This is a genomic window from Moraxella sp. RCAD0137 (assembly GCF_002894025.1).
GTDB classification, from domain to species: domain Bacteria; phylum Pseudomonadota; class Gammaproteobacteria; order Pseudomonadales; family Moraxellaceae; genus Moraxella; species Moraxella porci.
Map to the genome: position 1 here is coordinate 394,438 of NZ_LTCC01000001.1, position 16,274 is coordinate 410,711.

The window sequence follows — 16,274 nt, forward strand, 5'->3', positions numbered from 1 at the left end:
ATATTTAGGGCAATCAGCCCCAAATCCATCAATATTAGCCACTTAGGCAGACTGGATCAATCTGCCTAAGGCATCAGCGCATCACTCAGGCTTAAAGCTGTCTTTTAGCCCTACGATTTGGTTAAATACTGGCAAATCGGCATTGTGCTCGATGGCATCAGCGATAAAGTAACTCTCACGCTCAAACTGGAAACGCTCGCCTGCCGCAGCTTTTGCCAAATCAGGCTCAACCACCGCTTGGCAGATGGTGAGTGAATTTGGGTTCAGATGCTGCTTGATCCACAGCGTATCAGCATCAGTGTCGGCATCGATGATTTCTTTTTCGTGTAAGCTAACATCACTGATTTCATCATCTTCGAGCAATAGATGCTCATACAGACGCACCACCGCATCAACACCATGACTGGCCGATACCCAGTGGATGACACCTTTGACCTTGCGACCTTCTGGGTTGTTACCCAGTGTATTTTCATCAATAGTAGCAATCAGCTCAACCACTTGACCTGCTTCATCCAGCTTATGCTCATTGACCTTTAGGACATAGCTATTACGCAGGCGGATTTCAGGATTTTCTGGCGATAGACGCTTGTAGCCTGCTGGTGGTACGACTTCAAAGTCGGTTTGGTCGATATAGATGGTCTTGGTAAATGGAATACGGCGTTCACCCATCTCCAAGGATGGATGCTTTGGCTGGGTGAGCCATAGCACTTCACCATCAAAGTCGGCGACAGTTTTTGGGTTTTTGAGTTCATCAAATTTTGCCACCGCTTCATCAAAGTTGGTGATGGTGACCTTCAAAGGACGCAATACCGCCATGCCACGAGCGGTGGTGTCTTCGAGCGATTTACGCACGCTAAATTCAAGCATACGATGATCCACCACGCCATCAGATTTGGTGATACCCACACGCTCACAAAAATCACGCAAGCCTTCAGGCGTATAGCCACGGCGACGCATACCGGCCACGGTCGGCATACGCGGATCATCCCAGCCTGACACCACACCCATATCCACCAGACGCTTCAGCTTACGCTTACTGGTCAGGGTATGATCGATGTTTAGACGGCTAAATTCGTACTGATGCGGCGGATTATCAAAGCCCACTTTCTCAATCACCCAATCATAAAATGGGCGATGATCTTCAAACTCTAGCGTACACAGCGAGTGCGTAATACCCTCAAGCGCATCAGACAAAGGATGGGCAAAGTCATACATCGGATAGATGCACCAGTCATCGCCTGTCTGATGGTGATGAGCGTGCATCACCCGATAGATGACAGGATCACGCATATTCATGTTCGGGTGTGCCATATCAATCTTGGCACGCAGTACCGCACCACCATCAGGATATTTGCCGTTTTTCATGTCATCAAAACGAGCCAAATTCACCTCGACACTCTCATCACGCTGTGGTGATGGCTTGCCCACTTCGGTGAATGAGCCACGATTGGCGCGGATTTCATCGATGCTTTGTAGATCAACATAAGCATCGCCTTGTTTGATGAGCTGTACCGCCCAAGCGTGCAGCTGATCAAAGTAGCTCGATGCATAACGCACATCGCCCGCCCAGTCAAAGCCAAGCCATTTGACATCTTCTTTGATGCTATCGACATAGTCTTGTTTTTCGGCAGTTGGGTTGGTGTCGTCAAAGCGTAAGTTACACGCACCATCAAACTCGCCTGCCACACCGAAGTTTAGGCAAATTGACTTGACATGGCCGATATGCAAATAGCCATTTGGCTCAGGTGGGAAACGGGTCAAAATGCTCTCATGCTTGCCTGATTGCAGGTCATCACGGATGATGATACGGATAAAATCGTTTTTTTCGGGTAGCTCGTTAGCAGTAGTCATATCTGTGTCCAAATTATTATCAATTAATACAAAATAAACCTTGATACTTTAGCATAATTGGCATGATTTTTCATCTGTTTAATCAGCAATTTCTTGGCAGATTTATCCTTGAAATCCTTTGAAATCGATAAAATCATCCCCATATTTATCCGACAACTGAGCTATAATAGCCAAAATTTCACTCACTTGATTAGGATTTATTATGGATATGCCCATTGTAGAATTTGACACCACTTATGGTAACATCGTCATCGAGCTAAACGCCGAAAAAGCACCCGTAACGGTCGCCAACTTCATCGACTATGTCGAGTCTGGCCATTATGATGGCTTGATTTTTCACCGTGTGATTGATGGCTTTATGATCCAAGGCGGTGGCATGGACAGCGAAATGAACGAAAAACGCACCGGCACGCCAATCAAAAACGAAGCAGACAACGGCCTAAAAAACACCACAGGCACCATCGCCATGGCGCGCACTTCTGATCCACATTCGGCGACAGCACAGTTTTTCATCAATGTGCGTGACAACGATTTTCTAAACTACTCAAGTCCAACGCCACAAGGCTGGGGCTATGCGGTATTCGGTCAAGTTATCGAAGGTATGGATGTCGTGAACCAAATCAAAGGCGTGCCAACTGGTCGCTTTGGCTATCACGCTGATGTACCGACGACACCAATCGTCATCAACAGTGCCAAAGTCGTTAAGAAATAATGCACTCCACTGAGTATTTTTTTACCAAACAGCCGTCTGAGATTCAGGCGGTTTTTGTTAGCGATTTGCACTTGTCAGCACATACACCCCACTTGAGCCGTGCGTTCATTCAGCTGATTGATGATTTGTGCGTTTTGCCCAATCTTGGCAGCCTGTATATTTTAGGTGATTGGCTGGATGCATGGATTGGTGATGATGTATATTTAAGCTTGGATAAACAAAATCAAGCCAATCACTGGCTGACACCCATCATCAAAGCCCTAAAAAAACTGGCAGATAAACAGGTGCAAATCCTAATCATGCACGGCAATCGTGATTTTGCCCTGTCCAATAAACTCACCAAACTCTTTGGCGGTGCAATCATCGCAGAGCCTTATTATCTTACGACATCCACGCATCACATCCGCCTAGAGCATGGCGATGCTCTATGTACAGATGATGTCAAATACCAGCAATATCGCGCCATCATCCGCCATCCTGTGGTGCGATGGCTACTGCTAGCTACGCCATTATCTTTTCGCTCAAAGCTTGGTAAAGATATTAAAGATAAATCACACAATGATAAACGCCAAAAGTCTGCAACCATCATGGATGTCAATCATGATGCAGTTCAAAAGGCATTAACAGACTGTGATATATTACTACATGGTCATACCCACCGCCCTGCTGTGCATCTATTGGATAACAAAACTCGGCTAGTGCTTGGCGACTGGCGATATGATGACAGACAGGTGACAGCAGAAATCGGGCTGCTCATTGGGCATGAGATTGTTTTGACAAGCTATCAGACCGCCAACTAAGTTTTGGGTCAGGCTTTGGCTAGACCTTTGACCACTGCATAAAAAATAGGATTGCTACTTTTCTCCACTTTTTCTCATTTTTATCAAAAAAAGCGAATCACCGACAGGTCTTCGCTTTTTATGTGATTTGAATAATAAAATCAAGTAACTTACTCTAAGATATTTCTAAAAATACTTATCAAATCCCAAAAGTTCAATCCAACAACTTAAAAAAATGCTCACGATAATGACGCAGTTCGCGAATCGAATCACGAATATCATCCAGTGCCAGATGCGTGCCGCCTTTTTGGTAGCCACTCGCCACATCAGGACGCCAGCGATAGCACAGCTCTTTGATGCTTGAGACATCAAGGTTACGATAGTGGAAATATCGCTCAAGCGCAGGCATTTGGCGAGCCAAAAAGCGACGATCTTGGCAAATGGAGTTGCCACACATCGGCGAGATACCTGCATCCACCCATTTTGATAAAAATTCAATCGTCTGCGCTTCAGCATCTGCCAAAGTCACCTTACTGCGACGCACACGGTCAATCAGTCCTGACTGTCCGTGCTGGTTTTTATTCCAGTCATCCATGCCGTTCAACACCACATCACTGACTTTGATGGCGAGCACTGGCCCTTCGGCCAAAATATTCAAATCATCATCGGTGACAATGGTCGCAATCTCGATAATCTCATCACTTTGGGTATCAAGCCCTGTCATCTCAAGATCAATCCAAATCAAGGCTTTTTTGGCTTTGGCAGAAGGTTTTGGGTGATTGATTTTAATTTTGTCAGTCATACGATATCCTTTGGTCAATCCACGCATTGTATCACAGCCAAGCGCAATCACCAATATAAATCCATCAGCTACCCCAAAGTCGTATGCAACGCCCCAACCCATGCGGCAAGTAAGCCAATTATTACCAAAAAGCAACGCTTGGCGGTCGTTTTATGGCAAAAATTTTGTTATAATTGGCACTTTATCCATTTTGCCAACCGCCCATGCCAAAGAAGAAAATCAAAGCCTGGCTGCCAACGCCCGAAAAGCTGCGTGAAAATCGCTTGATAGCGATGTTTGCGCCATTTTTGGCAGATCCACGCCTATGGCAGATGAATCGCAATTCTTTGGGTCGTGCGGTCTATGTTGGTGTCTTAGCGGCGTTTTTTCCTTTGCCAGGGCAAATGCCGCTTGCCATCATTGGTGCTTTATTGGTACGCGCTAACATTCCGATGGCAGTGGCTTTGACTTGGATCACCAATCCTTTGACCGCCATTCCTGTGTTTTGGCTGGCGTATTCGCTTGGCGCGCTCTTGATTGGTGAGCCGCTCATCGGACTGCGGGCGATCGGTATGATTTTGACCGATTTTACTTTATGGATCACCGCCGATGGCATCAACCCACTGCATGCGCATCGTCACATTTTTTCTTGGCAAGCGATGCTCATCGGCTTGATACTCTCTGCAATCATCACAAGCATCGTCTTAGGCTCGGCGTTTCGTCTATTTTGGCATTATCGCACTGTGAGAGATTGGCAATCACGCCACGGCTACAACGCCAAAGCACCCAAATTCAGCAGCCAAAAAGGTCATAAACTGCGGGACAAACTGCGCAATCAACACACACAACAGACACAGCAGTCATCGGATAACGATTTTTCTATTTAACCCCATCCCTTATCGCACCTTATATCCGATATCTTGCCTATGGATATGAAAATTTTTCATTAGTCTTTTGCTCATAAATGGCGTATAATTTTCCGCCAAATACCTATTGAGTTTGATGAAATTTGCCGTGCGGACGGGTATTTATTCTGTCAAGCCTAAAAAAGCCACCAGAATCGCACATTTTTTTATTTTTTTATTAAGTGAAATCTTATGAACTACTCCGTATTTACTTCAGAATCAGTGAGTGAAGGTCATCCAGATAAGATGGCTGACCAAATCTCTGATGCCTTGCTTGATGCCATCTTGACCCAAGATAAAGACGCTCGTGTGGCGTGCGAAACCTTGGTAAAAACAGGGGCAGTGGTATTGGCAGGTGAAATCAGCACACACGCCAACATCGATGTTGAGAGCATCGTGCGTGATACCGTCAATAAAATCGGCTACAACCATTCTGATCTTGGCTTTGATGGCTCAACTTGTGCCGTCATCAATATGATTGGCAAGCAGTCTCCAGAAATCGCCCAAGGCGTCGATCGCTCACGCCCAGAAGATCAAGGCGCAGGTGACCAAGGTCTGATGTTTGGCTATGCCACCAACGAAACCGATGTGCTGATGCCAGCACCGATTCAGCTATCACACCGCTTAATGGAGCGTCAAGCTGAACTTCGTAAAAATGGCACATTGCCATGGCTACGCCCAGATGCTAAGGCTCAGCTGACCATGCATTATGATGCCAACCACAAGCCATTTGCTGTTGATGCGGTGGTATTATCAACTCAGCACAGCCCTGAGATCAGCCAAGCTGACCTACACGAAGCTGTGATGGAAGAAATCATCAAAAAAGTCATCCCAGCTGAGCTACTACACAAAGACACACTATATCACATCAACCCAACGGGCAAATTCGTCATCGGTGGCCCTGTCGGTGATGCAGGCTTAACAGGTCGTAAAATCATCGTCGATACCTACGGCGGTATGGCTCGTCATGGCGGTGGTGCATTCAGTGGCAAAGACCCATCAAAAGTGGACCGTTCAGCTGCCTATGCTGGTCGCTATGTCGCCAAAAATATCGTCGCAGCTGGCCTAGCTGATCGCTGTGAAGTACAGGTGAGCTATGCCATCGGTGTCGCTGAGCCGACTTCGATTTCGGTGAATACCTTTAATACTGGTAAAATCAGCGATAACGACATCGTAAAACTGATCCGTGCGCACTTTGACCTACGCCCATACGGCATTACCCGTATGCTTGATCTATTGCAGCCGATGTATGAAATCACTGCAAGCTATGGTCACTTTGGTCGCACAGGCTCGGACACTGCCTTTACTTGGGAGCGTACCGACAGAGCCGAGCTACTACGCAACGCAATTTAATCAAATACTTGCTTAGCACATCCAAAAGCCTTAGAATACTCGTGTTCTAAGGCTTTTTTATTAGGAAAACATCATGAGCGACAAACCAGAATTTAACGAACAAGAATTTCAAGCGCAGATGAATGCGTTTTTTGAGCGAGCAGATGCGGTGATTAATCTTGCCAACAGTCAGCTAAGCCCACAATCACACGCAGGACAAGTCGCCGCTAGCCTAAACTACGCCGCAGCTCGCTTTGCGGTATCGGCTGCGACCATCGGCTTTGTCAAGGGTAGTGATTTGGCAAAAGAAAAAGATGACATCATCAAATTCTACACCGAAAAATACCAACAAATGCTGTCAGAGAACCTTGACCAATATATCGAAAATTTCGACAAATATACCAATCTTGCTAAATCCCAATAAGACCGATGTCAATTTTATTGCTTGATTTTATATCTTAAATCAAGCAATTTTTTTATTTGACATATTTATTCACAAACTGCATATTTTCTGGCTTTTAAAATCCAAAAAAGTGGTGTAAACTGCTAAAAGGCTTGATAAGTGATTAATCTTATCATACCATCATAAAATCCGATAATTATACCGATATGACATAATTATCATGTTGTTCTTTTATATAATTGTTTGTTTAGCATAGGGAGCACATCGTGACGACAAAACAAAACACACCAAAAGCACCTAACGAATTTTTGGATCAAGAAAAAGACCTACCGCTCATCGCCGATACCGAACTGCTTGGTCATATTCTACTGGATGTGCTCAAAGAGCAAACTTCACCGATTGTCGCTGATACCATCGATCAGCTGATCGCAGGGGGCAATCCTGAGCATATCATCAAGGACGCTCTGCCAAAGCTGAACAGTCGTCAAATCGAAAATCTCATTCGTGCGTGCAGTCTATTCGCCCAAGTGCTCAATATCGCCGAAGATCATCATCACGCACGCCGTCGCCAAATCCATGAACAGCTTGAGAGTACACCAAGTCCATCAAGCTTTGCCGGTGTGCTTGGCGAAATCGAAGAAAAAGGCATCAACCCAACCCAACTTCAAAAACAGCTTGATAAACTATCCATCAGTGCGGTGATGACCGCTCACCCAACCGAAGTACAGCGCCAAAGTGTGCTCAAGCTACATCGCCAAATCCGCGCCCTACTCACCGAGCATCAGCACGCCATCGGCTACCAAAAACATCGCCTGACCGAACAAATCAAAACCGTGCTACTGTCACTATGGCAGACCAATGAAACTCGCCATTTCAAAATCAATGTCAGTGATGAGATTACCAATGGCGTGGCGTATTTTGATTTGAGTTTTTTCCAAGCCATTCCCAAGCTATATGCCCGCCTAAGCCATCAGCTGGGCGAACGCTATCCGCACACCACACTGCCTGATGTAATTCGCATCGGTGGCTGGATTGGTGGCGACCGTGACGGCAATCCTTTTGTGGATGCTGATACCCTACGCCATGCCTTCAAGCGTCAAAGTGCAGCACTGTTTTATTATTATCGTGACCAGCTTGGTGAGCTGTACCAAGAACTACCGCTATCGATTCGCCGTGTCAAGGTCAATGATGATGTGCTTGAGATGGCTGCCAATTCTCCCGAAAAACTGCTATCTCGTGCCGAAGAGCCATATCGCTTGGCGGTGGCGCTGATTTCTGCTCGTATCGTGGCGACCAGTCACCGCTTTGACCTAGATTATGGCTGTCGCTTTGGGGTGGCGGATGCCTACCAAGACAGTGCTGAGTTTTTGGCGGATTTAGAAAAACTACACCGCTCATTGACCCAAAACGGCAGTGAATATCTGGCACAAGGTCGCTTACAGGATTTGATGCGTGCGGTGAGCGTATTTGGCTTTTATCTGATGCCACTGGATTTGCGTCAGCACGCACAGGTGCACGCTGAGACGGTACATGATTTGTTCAAGCACGCTGATTTGGAAGATTATCTGAGCCTATCTGAGCCTGCTCGTCAGCGTGTGCTACTGCGTGAGCTTGCCACTGCTCGCCCACTATATAGCCAATATGTCGAGTATGATGCACAGACCACCAAAGAGCTGAATATCTTTTTGGCGGCAGCGGACATCAAAAACCGCTACGGCGAAACCGCCATTTCCCAAAGCATCATCTCAAACTGCGAAACCATCAGCGATATGCTTGCCCTAGCACTGATTATGAAAGAAACAGGGCTGCTACATATCGAAAATGGCAGTCCAAAATCACGCCTAAATATCGTGCCACTGTTTGAGACCATCGAAGCACTACAAAACTGCATCGGCGTGATGGATGAACTGCTTGGTAAGCCGTGGTATCAAAGCCTGCTCAAAAGCCGTGATAATACCCAAGAAATCATGCTTGGCTATTCAGACAGCAACAAAGATGGTGGCTATGTCACCAGTCAATGGTCGCTGTACCAAGCCGAAGAAAAACTGGTACAAATCTTTGCCAAGCATCAAGTACAGATGCGTCTATTCCACGGTCGTGGCGGCAGTGTCGGCCGTGGTGGCGGCCCATCGTTTGAAGCCATCTTAGCACAGCCAGCAGGCTCAGTGGCAGGTCAAATCCGCATCACCGAACAAGGCGAGGTCATCACTGCCAAATATGCCGAAGCCAATAATGCTGAGCATAACCTAGAAGTACTCGTCGCAGCGACACTAAAGGCAACCATGCTGCCAAATGCGACGATGACGCCTGATTTTGAGCTGATGTCTAACCTATCAGACCATGCATTCCGCCATTATCGAGCGTTGATTGAGCATCCTGCATTCATTGATTATTTCTTGCAGACCAGCCCAATCACCGAGATTGCCACCTTGAACATCGGCTCTCGTCCTGCCAGTCGCAAGACTTTGGCACGCATTCAGGATTTGCGGGCGATTCCGTGGGTGTTCTCATGGATGCAAAACCGCCTAATGCTACCTGCTTGGTATGGCTTTGGTACAGCGATTGAGACGCTGATCAATGAAGATGCAGATCATTTAGAAAATCTCAAAACACACGCCCAGGACAGTGCCTTTGTATATGCCATGCTGTCAAATATGGAGCAAGTGCTTGCCAAGACCGACCTTGGCATCGCTAAGACTTATGTCGAGCTTGCCGAAGACAAGGCATCTGCCCAAGCCATCTATGCGATGATCGAAGCAGAATACACACGCAGTAAAAACGCCCTACTTCAGCTGACCGGTCACGAAGTCTTGCTTGAAAATAACCGCTCACTGGCTCGTTCATTGGCACTGCGCCTACCCTATCTAAATGCACTCAACTGGCTACAGGTACTACTGCTCAAAGAACGACGCGGTGATGAGTCGCTGGATCGAACGGACGGCTTTGATGACGATCGCCTATTGCAGCTGATTCACCTGACCATCAATGGCGTGGCGCAAGGTTTGCGTAATACCGGCTGAGCCATTCATCGGCGAAACTTATGGTTTCACCTTTTTTATTTTATAAACCAAAAAAGAGTATCCTATGTGCGAAACTTTATTAGATCACTTATCTACCGATTCAAATGCCACTAACAATAACAAACCCACCGCACCACAGATCAATGATGAACAGCGTACAGCATTGACGCTGCTGTGTGATTTGATCAAAATTGACAGCCAAAACGATCATGAAGCCAAAGTCGCTCTGCATTTACAACAATTTTTGGCGTCTTATGGTATCTCATCAAAGCTGGTTGAATTTTGTGAAGGTCGGTCAAGCTTGGTCGCTGAGATTCATCATGGCAATGGAAAGACGCTTGCCATCTCAGGGCATCTGGATGTGGTGAGTGCTGGTGATGTTAGTCTTTGGACGCATCCGCCATTTTCGGCGCACATTGATGACGATGGTGTGCTGTGGGGTCGGGGTGCATCGGATATGAAGTCAGGTCTTGCTGCACTGGTGATGGCGATGATTCATCTGAATGAGACCAAAAACTTCACCGGCACGATTCGCCTGATGGCAACCGTCGGCGAAGAAGTTGGAGAATACGGATCTCAGCAGCTGACCAAGCTTGGTTATATGGATGATGTCGATGGCTTACTGATTGCTGAGCCTTGCAATGTCGGCATCATCCACGCCCACAAAGGCTCGCTCAATTATAAAGTCATCGCCAAAGGGATGGCCGCACACTCATCCATGCCTGAGCTTGGCAATAACGCCATCGAGCAGCTGAACAACGCCATGACGCAGATCACTGCCGATATCCGCACTAAGGCTGATGCCATCACCAATCCACTACTTGGCAATACCCTGCATAATATCACGCTCATCCAAGGCGGCACGCAGGTAAATTCCATTCCAGATCATGCCGAATTTGAAGCCAATGCCCGCACCATCCCAGAGTATGATAACCAAGCGGTCATTCATGACATCCAAGCCATCATCGATACACTGAACGCCAAAGACGGCTATGAGCTCAGTCTAATCGTCACCGCCGATCAGCCGCCTGTGTACGCCGCACCAGATTCACCCTTGATTTGTAGCATCATCAATAGCACCCAAGATCTGCCAAGATTACAAGTGCCTTATCTGCTAGATAGCATGGGTCAAGTGCTAGGCCAAGATCTTGGCGCCCTTGCCCAAAAATTCGCCAAGGGGCTTGCGCCGATCACGGCTTCAGGCACCACCGATGCGGCACAGTTTTTGCGTCATCGTGATGACATTGAACTAGCCATCTACGGGCCAGGTATCCCAATGCTGAACCATAAGATTGATGAGCGGATCAATATCGGACAGTATTTTGATTTTATTGATGCATATCAAGCAATCATTGCCAGTTATTTAAATGGCAAATCGTGATCTTGGAAATACACATTGATCTGATTGATTTTGCCATCAGATGTGCGTATCCATATCAAATCCATATCAAGATGCGACCGATGGCTGTTGCTAATAAAGGGGGTGCTATCTGCACCCCTTGGCAATAGATCAAAATAGCGCTATCAGCTTATCGATTACTCCAGCCAGGATAATCGCTGCGTATTTTGAGCTCTTCTGTGATGATGCTGGTGCGTTTTTGGCCAGCTTCATCGATGTACTGCGCCGTATAGGTCGTATCGCCTGGATATCTTTGGATGTCAGTGTAGGCAGTGTATTGGATGATGAATTGGCCATGTTGGTCGATGATGGCATATTGGTCTGCAGGATGGCTTGCACCCTCTTCACGATAAATCTGCGCATCCTTGGCATAATTTATCACCGCGGCATGACCATTAAAGAATGCGCGGCTTGACAGATGATCCTTATTGGTATGGCCAAATCTAAAAGGAATCGCCACACGCCCATCGGCAAATAAATACCCTGATCGATAAGTATCATCGCGTGGATCTTTGATCACCGCATAGATCAGGCCATCAGATTCTTCACCCAGATAGTCATAAATACGGGTATCAAAGCCATATTTAGCTTGGTCGGCAGGCGTGACAGGCTTATTATCAACTGGGATATAAGGTCTTCTAGGGTCTTCGAGGTATCTGCGCGCCGAATCGGTGCCGATGAGCCATTCAAGTCTTTTAAAATTACTCAGCTGTTTATCGTATGCTTGTTCGGGTGTTATGTCTGCTGTTGTGGTGGCGCAAGCGCCAAGCAGTGAGGCTGATAGTATCAGTGCCAGAATTTTTGTCATCATTTCATCCTTTTTAATTTGACTTGGTGAGTGCATCCAGATACAGCGGTTGCACAGATGATTGTAGCGCTTGTAGCTCTTTGATGCGGTTGGTGGAGGTCGGATGTGTACTCAAAAATCCAATGCGCAGATCTTGGCTACTTGCCTCGATGGCCTGCATCTTTTGCCATAAGCTGACCGCCGCCTGTGGATCAAAACCTGCACGAGCCATGATCTCAAGACCGATGCGATCTGCCTCAGATTCTTGGGAGCGAGAATGCGGTAACATCAAGCCCAAGGTGCCTGCCAAGCCCAAAGCCTGCATACCACTGGTGCCCAGACCCAAGGCCGCCGATGCAATGCCCAAAGAGGCACTGGCCGCCGTGCGATGGCTCATCTTTTCGCGAGAATGCTCTCTGAGCGCATGTGCCATCTCATGACCCATGATGGCGGCGATCTCAGCATCACTAAGCGACAGCTTATCAATGATACCGCTATAAAAAATGATCTTGGCATTTGGCATCACATAGGCATTGACGGTATCTTCGCTGATGACATGCACTTTCCAAGACCAATTCGCCGCATCGGCTCGTAGCAGCGTGGTCTGTGGAATTAAGCGATCAGCGATGCGTCGGACACGATTAACCTGAGCAGCATTGACATCCAGCACGCCTTGGGTACGCGCCTTGGCCAATGTCTCACGATAATAGGTATCTGCCATACGCTGTAGCTCTGAATTAGAATAGATCATCAGCTGCTTACGATCAGGACTGATGGTGCCAGCTGTGGTGGAGCTGGCGCAGCCTGTAATCACTAGCAGTGATGACAGCACAACGCCCATGACTTGATGAGACATATCCCCTCCGATTTTAATGCGTGCATTAGGTATGCAAGACTGTTTTACGCTTTTGAATTTAAAAATTATTATAACACAATTATAAATACAGTATATAAAAAAATAAAAAAGCAGAAACTGATCATTTCTGCTTTTTTGGCTAGGGATTAAAGAGCTATGCCCATTGACCGCTTTTCATCTCAAGTATCTGATCAGCACGCGCGGCCAGCTGTCTGTCATGCGTCACCATCAGTAGCGCCATGCCGATGGATGATTGTAATTCGGTCAGTAGCTCAAATACTGCAGTAGCATTTTCATCATCCAAATTACCCGTTGGCTCATCTGCCAAGACCAATGCAGGCTCAGTGACCAAAGCACGAGCGATCGCTACTCTTTGGCGCTCACCACCAGACAGCTCGCTTGGGCGATGATGTAGTCGATGACCCAGCCCCACACGCTCAAGCAGTGCATTGGCGCGGCGTTCGGCCTCTTTGATACTGATATCAGCACGCATCAGTAGTGGCATCGCGACATTTTCGGTGGCATTAAACTCAGCGAGCAGATGGTGAAATTGGTAAATAAACCCCAAGTGCCGATTGCGCAGCTCGCCACGACGCGTCTCATTCAGCTGATTTAGGCAAGCGCCTTTTAGCCATACCTCACCTGTGGTCGGCGTATCTAGGCCACCGAGCAGATGCAGCAGGGTTGATTTGCCCGAGCCGCTACTGCCAACGATGGCGATGCGCTCGCCTGCATGAACGGTGAGATCCAGCCCTGATAGCACGGTGGTTTTGATTTTGCCTTCATCATAGACTTTGCTGATGTTTTTGGCTTGTAAAATGATACTCATCACACACCCCTTATTCGTATCGCAAAGTCTGCGCAGGCTCGATGCGCGATGCTCTGAGCGCAGGATAAATCGTCATCAAAAAACTCAATAAAAACGATGCTGTGGTAATCATCAGCACATCACTGACTTTCACCTCAGATGGCAAAAAGTCCACTGGATACACACTGCCATCGAATAAGCTCACCCCAAACACGCTGCTGATCCCCACCACGATGTCATTGACCGAATACGCCAAAGCCACACCCAATACGGTACCAACAACAGTGCCAATCACCCCAATGATCATCCCTTGTACCATAAACACTTGCATCACAAGCTTGGGTGATGCGCCAAGAGTCTTTAGGATAGCGATGTCAGATTTTTTATCGGTGACGAGCATCACAAGACTTGAGACGATATTAAACGCTGCCACAACGACAATAAGAAATAGCAACAAGCCAATCATCGCCTTCTCCATTTGGATGGCGCTAAACAGATTGCCATGCGTCGTCGTCCAGTCGCTTGGGTATAAGCGCGCAGGCTCCAGACTCGCTGCATTATTGGCTACTTGAGGCGCCTTAAAGATATCATCAAGCTTCATGCGCAGACCTTGAGCGCCCTCAGGCAGCCTAAGCATCACACCAGCATCGCGCATCTGCACAAAGCCTATCATGCCATCGATCTCGCTGCTGATGTGATACACCCCGACCAAAGTAAAGCGCTTAAATCTCGGGATCACGCCTGCTGCCGATGGCGTCGCCTCAGGCAACACCAAAGTCACCTGATCGCCCAGCTGCAGTCCCATATTCATCGCCATCGACTCACCCAAGACGATGCCAAATTCCCCCGCTCTTAGCGCATCCAAACTGCCTGCCGTCATATGCTCATCAATGATCGAGACTTGTTTTTCATAGTCAGGTTCGATGCCTGAGATCATGATGCCTGCGACCTGACCTTCGGCGGTGAGCATGCCTTGTAGCTGTATGAATGGCGCCACCGCTTGCACTTCTTTATTTTGATCTTGAATGCTTTTGGCCAATGGCTGCCAGTCAGAGATGATCTCAGTGGAGCTTACTGCCGCCTGAGGCACTGTACCCAAAATCCGTGATTTGATTTCGCGATCAAAGCCGTTCATCACCGACAACACCGTGATCAGCACCGCCACGCCGAGCGTCAGACCGATTGTCGAGATGAAAGAAATGAAAGAAATAAAGCCATTTTTACGCTTGGCTTTGGTATATCGCAGTCCGATAAATAATGCCAAAGGACGAAACATAAATTTTATCTCAAGTAAATTCAGCGCTATAGTTTAGCACTATTTACCCCAAATACCAACGAAAATACCAATCAATTTGATGGCAAGATCAGCCACTAAGATCAGTTTTTTATTGGTCAAATCCACATAAAATCTCAGTATTTTATCATCGGTTGCTTGATATTTTCAAACCACATCCCCATCAAAGGCTCATCGATTACTTGAGAAACCATCATGAGTCATCAAACTTTACATTACCAATACACCCACGAATTACCGCCTGCCAAGATCGATCTGCCCTGTGACAAAAACGCCAGTCACGGCGATCATTGGGCGATTTTGACCCAAAACATCGGCGAAGATGTGCCGCATTGGCTACAGCAAATGCTCGATCATGCCACCTTGCCCGAAGGTCTATCCGCCCAAGACAGCAGCAATAATGCCAAGCTGCTACTAGGCATGAATCAGCCATGTCACATTAAGCAAATCCTCACCGTCCAAGATGGCACACCCCAAGCATTCATCAATGCCTTTCCTGCGGTGAATAGCCCTTATGGTCTGACTTGCAGCATCGAGCGCATCATCCGCTGTGACTCAACCTCCGATGCCATCTTGTGCCTAAAGAGCACGGACGGTGCGCTGATCTATGCGTTCGATCAGCTGTATGCCATCAATCGCGCTGATTATCGTTCGCCAAAGAAATATTTTGTCAATTTCTCAGCTTGGACATACCACATCGAACCCAGCCGTCAAGATGAGACCATCTTAATCGAAGATCAAGAAGCCATCCGTCATCATCGCGCCTTTAATGACATCGTCGCGAAGCATGATGGCAATATTCCTGATGACATCGATGATCAAATTCGCAATTGGCAGCCCACAGACCATCCTGCCGGCGTGCCGTTTGCACCCGTCGAGATCAACTTAGGCCACATGTGCGCTTATCTGTACGGAGAGACTTTCGGCCAAGAAGATGAGGCGTGGTGCCAAGGCCAAGTGCTGGGCAAATCTCAGACCGAGTTTTTTGGTCAGAGCATTACTTTGTTTGATGTGGTGATTTTGCGCGAGCCTGATGCTGATCCGTTTGTGGTGCGCATCGCGGCTGTTAGTAATGAGCAGACCGAGGCGATCGCGGTCAATGACTACATCCAAGCCAACATCTGGTTACAAGCTGCAATCTACGCCGCTAACCAAAAATAAGCCATCTGTCATCAACAGATGGCATGGATGACCGATGATTTGGTCATGACCGATTCACGATGGCTGCCGATAGCCATCAAAATCGGCGATCAGATATATCCGTCACCATCATGCAGCAAATTGATTTTGCTGCTTTTTTAGCCAGTGATCAATCAAAGATGGCACAAATTTGACCCAGTTGATCGC

General features: G+C 47.3%; 14 protein-coding genes. 8 read left to right on the forward strand and 6 right to left on the reverse strand.

Annotated elements, in window-relative coordinates; translation table 11 throughout:
* Nucleotides 1-81: 81 nt before the first annotated feature.
* Nucleotides 82-1,851, reverse strand: coding sequence for a glutamine--tRNA ligase/YqeY domain fusion protein (locus AZ602_RS01735; RefSeq protein ID WP_103033414.1), 1,770 nt, complete (start codon nt 1,849-1,851; stop codon nt 82-84).
* A 202-nt stretch (nt 1,852-2,053) separates the two neighbouring features.
* Here AZ602_RS01735 and AZ602_RS01740 point away from each other — a divergent pair, with 202 nt between their 5' ends.
* Together AZ602_RS01740 and AZ602_RS01745 are read left to right on the forward strand one after the other, a co-directional pair.
* Complete coding sequence (locus AZ602_RS01740) at nt 2,054-2,563, forward strand: peptidylprolyl isomerase (protein WP_078316848.1); 510 nt, start codon at nt 2,054-2,056, stop codon at nt 2,561-2,563.
* Nucleotides 2,563-3,363, forward strand: coding sequence for a UDP-2,3-diacylglucosamine diphosphatase (locus tag AZ602_RS01745; protein ID WP_103033415.1), 801 nt, complete (start codon nt 2,563-2,565; stop codon nt 3,361-3,363). Before AZ602_RS01740 ends, AZ602_RS01745 begins: the two co-directional genes overlap by 1 nt.
* A 193-nt stretch (nt 3,364-3,556) precedes the next feature.
* Here the strand turns inward: AZ602_RS01745 and orn are convergent, their stop codons facing one another.
* Nucleotides 3,557-4,144 (reverse strand): oligoribonuclease, encoded by a 588-nt coding sequence (orn, locus tag AZ602_RS01750; RefSeq protein ID WP_103033546.1) that lies wholly within the window; start codon nt 4,142-4,144, stop codon nt 3,557-3,559.
* Between the two features lie 203 nt (nt 4,145-4,347).
* Here orn and AZ602_RS01755 point away from each other — a divergent pair, with 203 nt between their 5' ends.
* The 5 genes from AZ602_RS01755 (at nt 4,348) to AZ602_RS01775 (ending at nt 11,164) form a co-directional block, all read left to right on the forward strand.
* A complete protein-coding gene (locus AZ602_RS01755; protein WP_103033416.1) occupies nt 4,348-5,010 on the forward strand; it encodes a DUF2062 domain-containing protein in 663 nt (220 codons plus the stop codon).
* A gap of 210 nt (nt 5,011-5,220) precedes the next feature.
* Nucleotides 5,221-6,381: a methionine adenosyltransferase gene (gene metK / locus AZ602_RS01760; protein ID WP_103033417.1), complete on the forward strand. Its 1,161-nt coding sequence runs from the start codon at nt 5,221-5,223 to the stop codon at nt 6,379-6,381.
* Nucleotides 6,382-6,454: 73 nt separating this feature from the next.
* The gene (locus tag AZ602_RS01765) at nt 6,455-6,784 is read left to right on the forward strand and encodes a DUF3144 domain-containing protein (protein ID WP_103033418.1); all 330 of its coding nucleotides are present in this window, start codon (nt 6,455-6,457) and stop codon (nt 6,782-6,784) included.
* Between the two features lie 245 nt (nt 6,785-7,029).
* Complete coding sequence (gene ppc / locus AZ602_RS01770) at nt 7,030-9,783, forward strand: phosphoenolpyruvate carboxylase (protein WP_199174061.1); 2,754 nt, start codon at nt 7,030-7,032, stop codon at nt 9,781-9,783.
* A gap of 64 nt (nt 9,784-9,847) precedes the next feature.
* Nucleotides 9,848-11,164: an ArgE/DapE family deacylase gene (locus AZ602_RS01775; protein ID WP_103033419.1), complete on the forward strand. Its 1,317-nt coding sequence runs from the start codon at nt 9,848-9,850 to the stop codon at nt 11,162-11,164.
* Nucleotides 11,165-11,312: 148 nt separating this feature from the next.
* On the opposite strand, the gene AZ602_RS01780 is transcribed toward AZ602_RS01775, so the two are convergent.
* From AZ602_RS01780 to AZ602_RS01795, 4 genes are all read right to left on the reverse strand, one after another.
* Nucleotides 11,313-11,990 (reverse strand): hypothetical protein, encoded by a 678-nt coding sequence (locus AZ602_RS01780; protein WP_103033420.1) that lies wholly within the window; start codon nt 11,988-11,990, stop codon nt 11,313-11,315.
* Between the two features lie 13 nt (nt 11,991-12,003).
* Complete coding sequence (locus tag AZ602_RS01785; RefSeq protein ID WP_369803851.1) at nt 12,004-12,837, reverse strand: M48 family metallopeptidase; 834 nt, start codon at nt 12,835-12,837, stop codon at nt 12,004-12,006.
* Between the two features lie 142 nt (nt 12,838-12,979).
* Nucleotides 12,980-13,654 (reverse strand): lipoprotein-releasing ABC transporter ATP-binding protein LolD, encoded by a 675-nt coding sequence (lolD, locus tag AZ602_RS01790; protein ID WP_103033422.1) that lies wholly within the window; start codon nt 13,652-13,654, stop codon nt 12,980-12,982.
* Between the two features lie 10 nt (nt 13,655-13,664).
* Nucleotides 13,665-14,909 carry a lipoprotein-releasing ABC transporter permease subunit gene (locus AZ602_RS01795; protein WP_103033423.1) on the reverse strand — a complete coding sequence of 415 codons (1,245 nt, stop codon included), beginning with the start codon at nt 14,907-14,909 and terminating at the stop codon, nt 13,665-13,667.
* A 213-nt stretch (nt 14,910-15,122) separates the two neighbouring features.
* Here AZ602_RS01795 and AZ602_RS01800 point away from each other — a divergent pair, with 213 nt between their 5' ends.
* The gene (locus tag AZ602_RS01800; RefSeq protein WP_103033424.1) at nt 15,123-16,088 is read left to right on the forward strand and encodes a hypothetical protein; all 966 of its coding nucleotides are present in this window, start codon (nt 15,123-15,125) and stop codon (nt 16,086-16,088) included.
* The last annotated feature ends 186 nt before the right edge of the window (nt 16,089-16,274 follow it).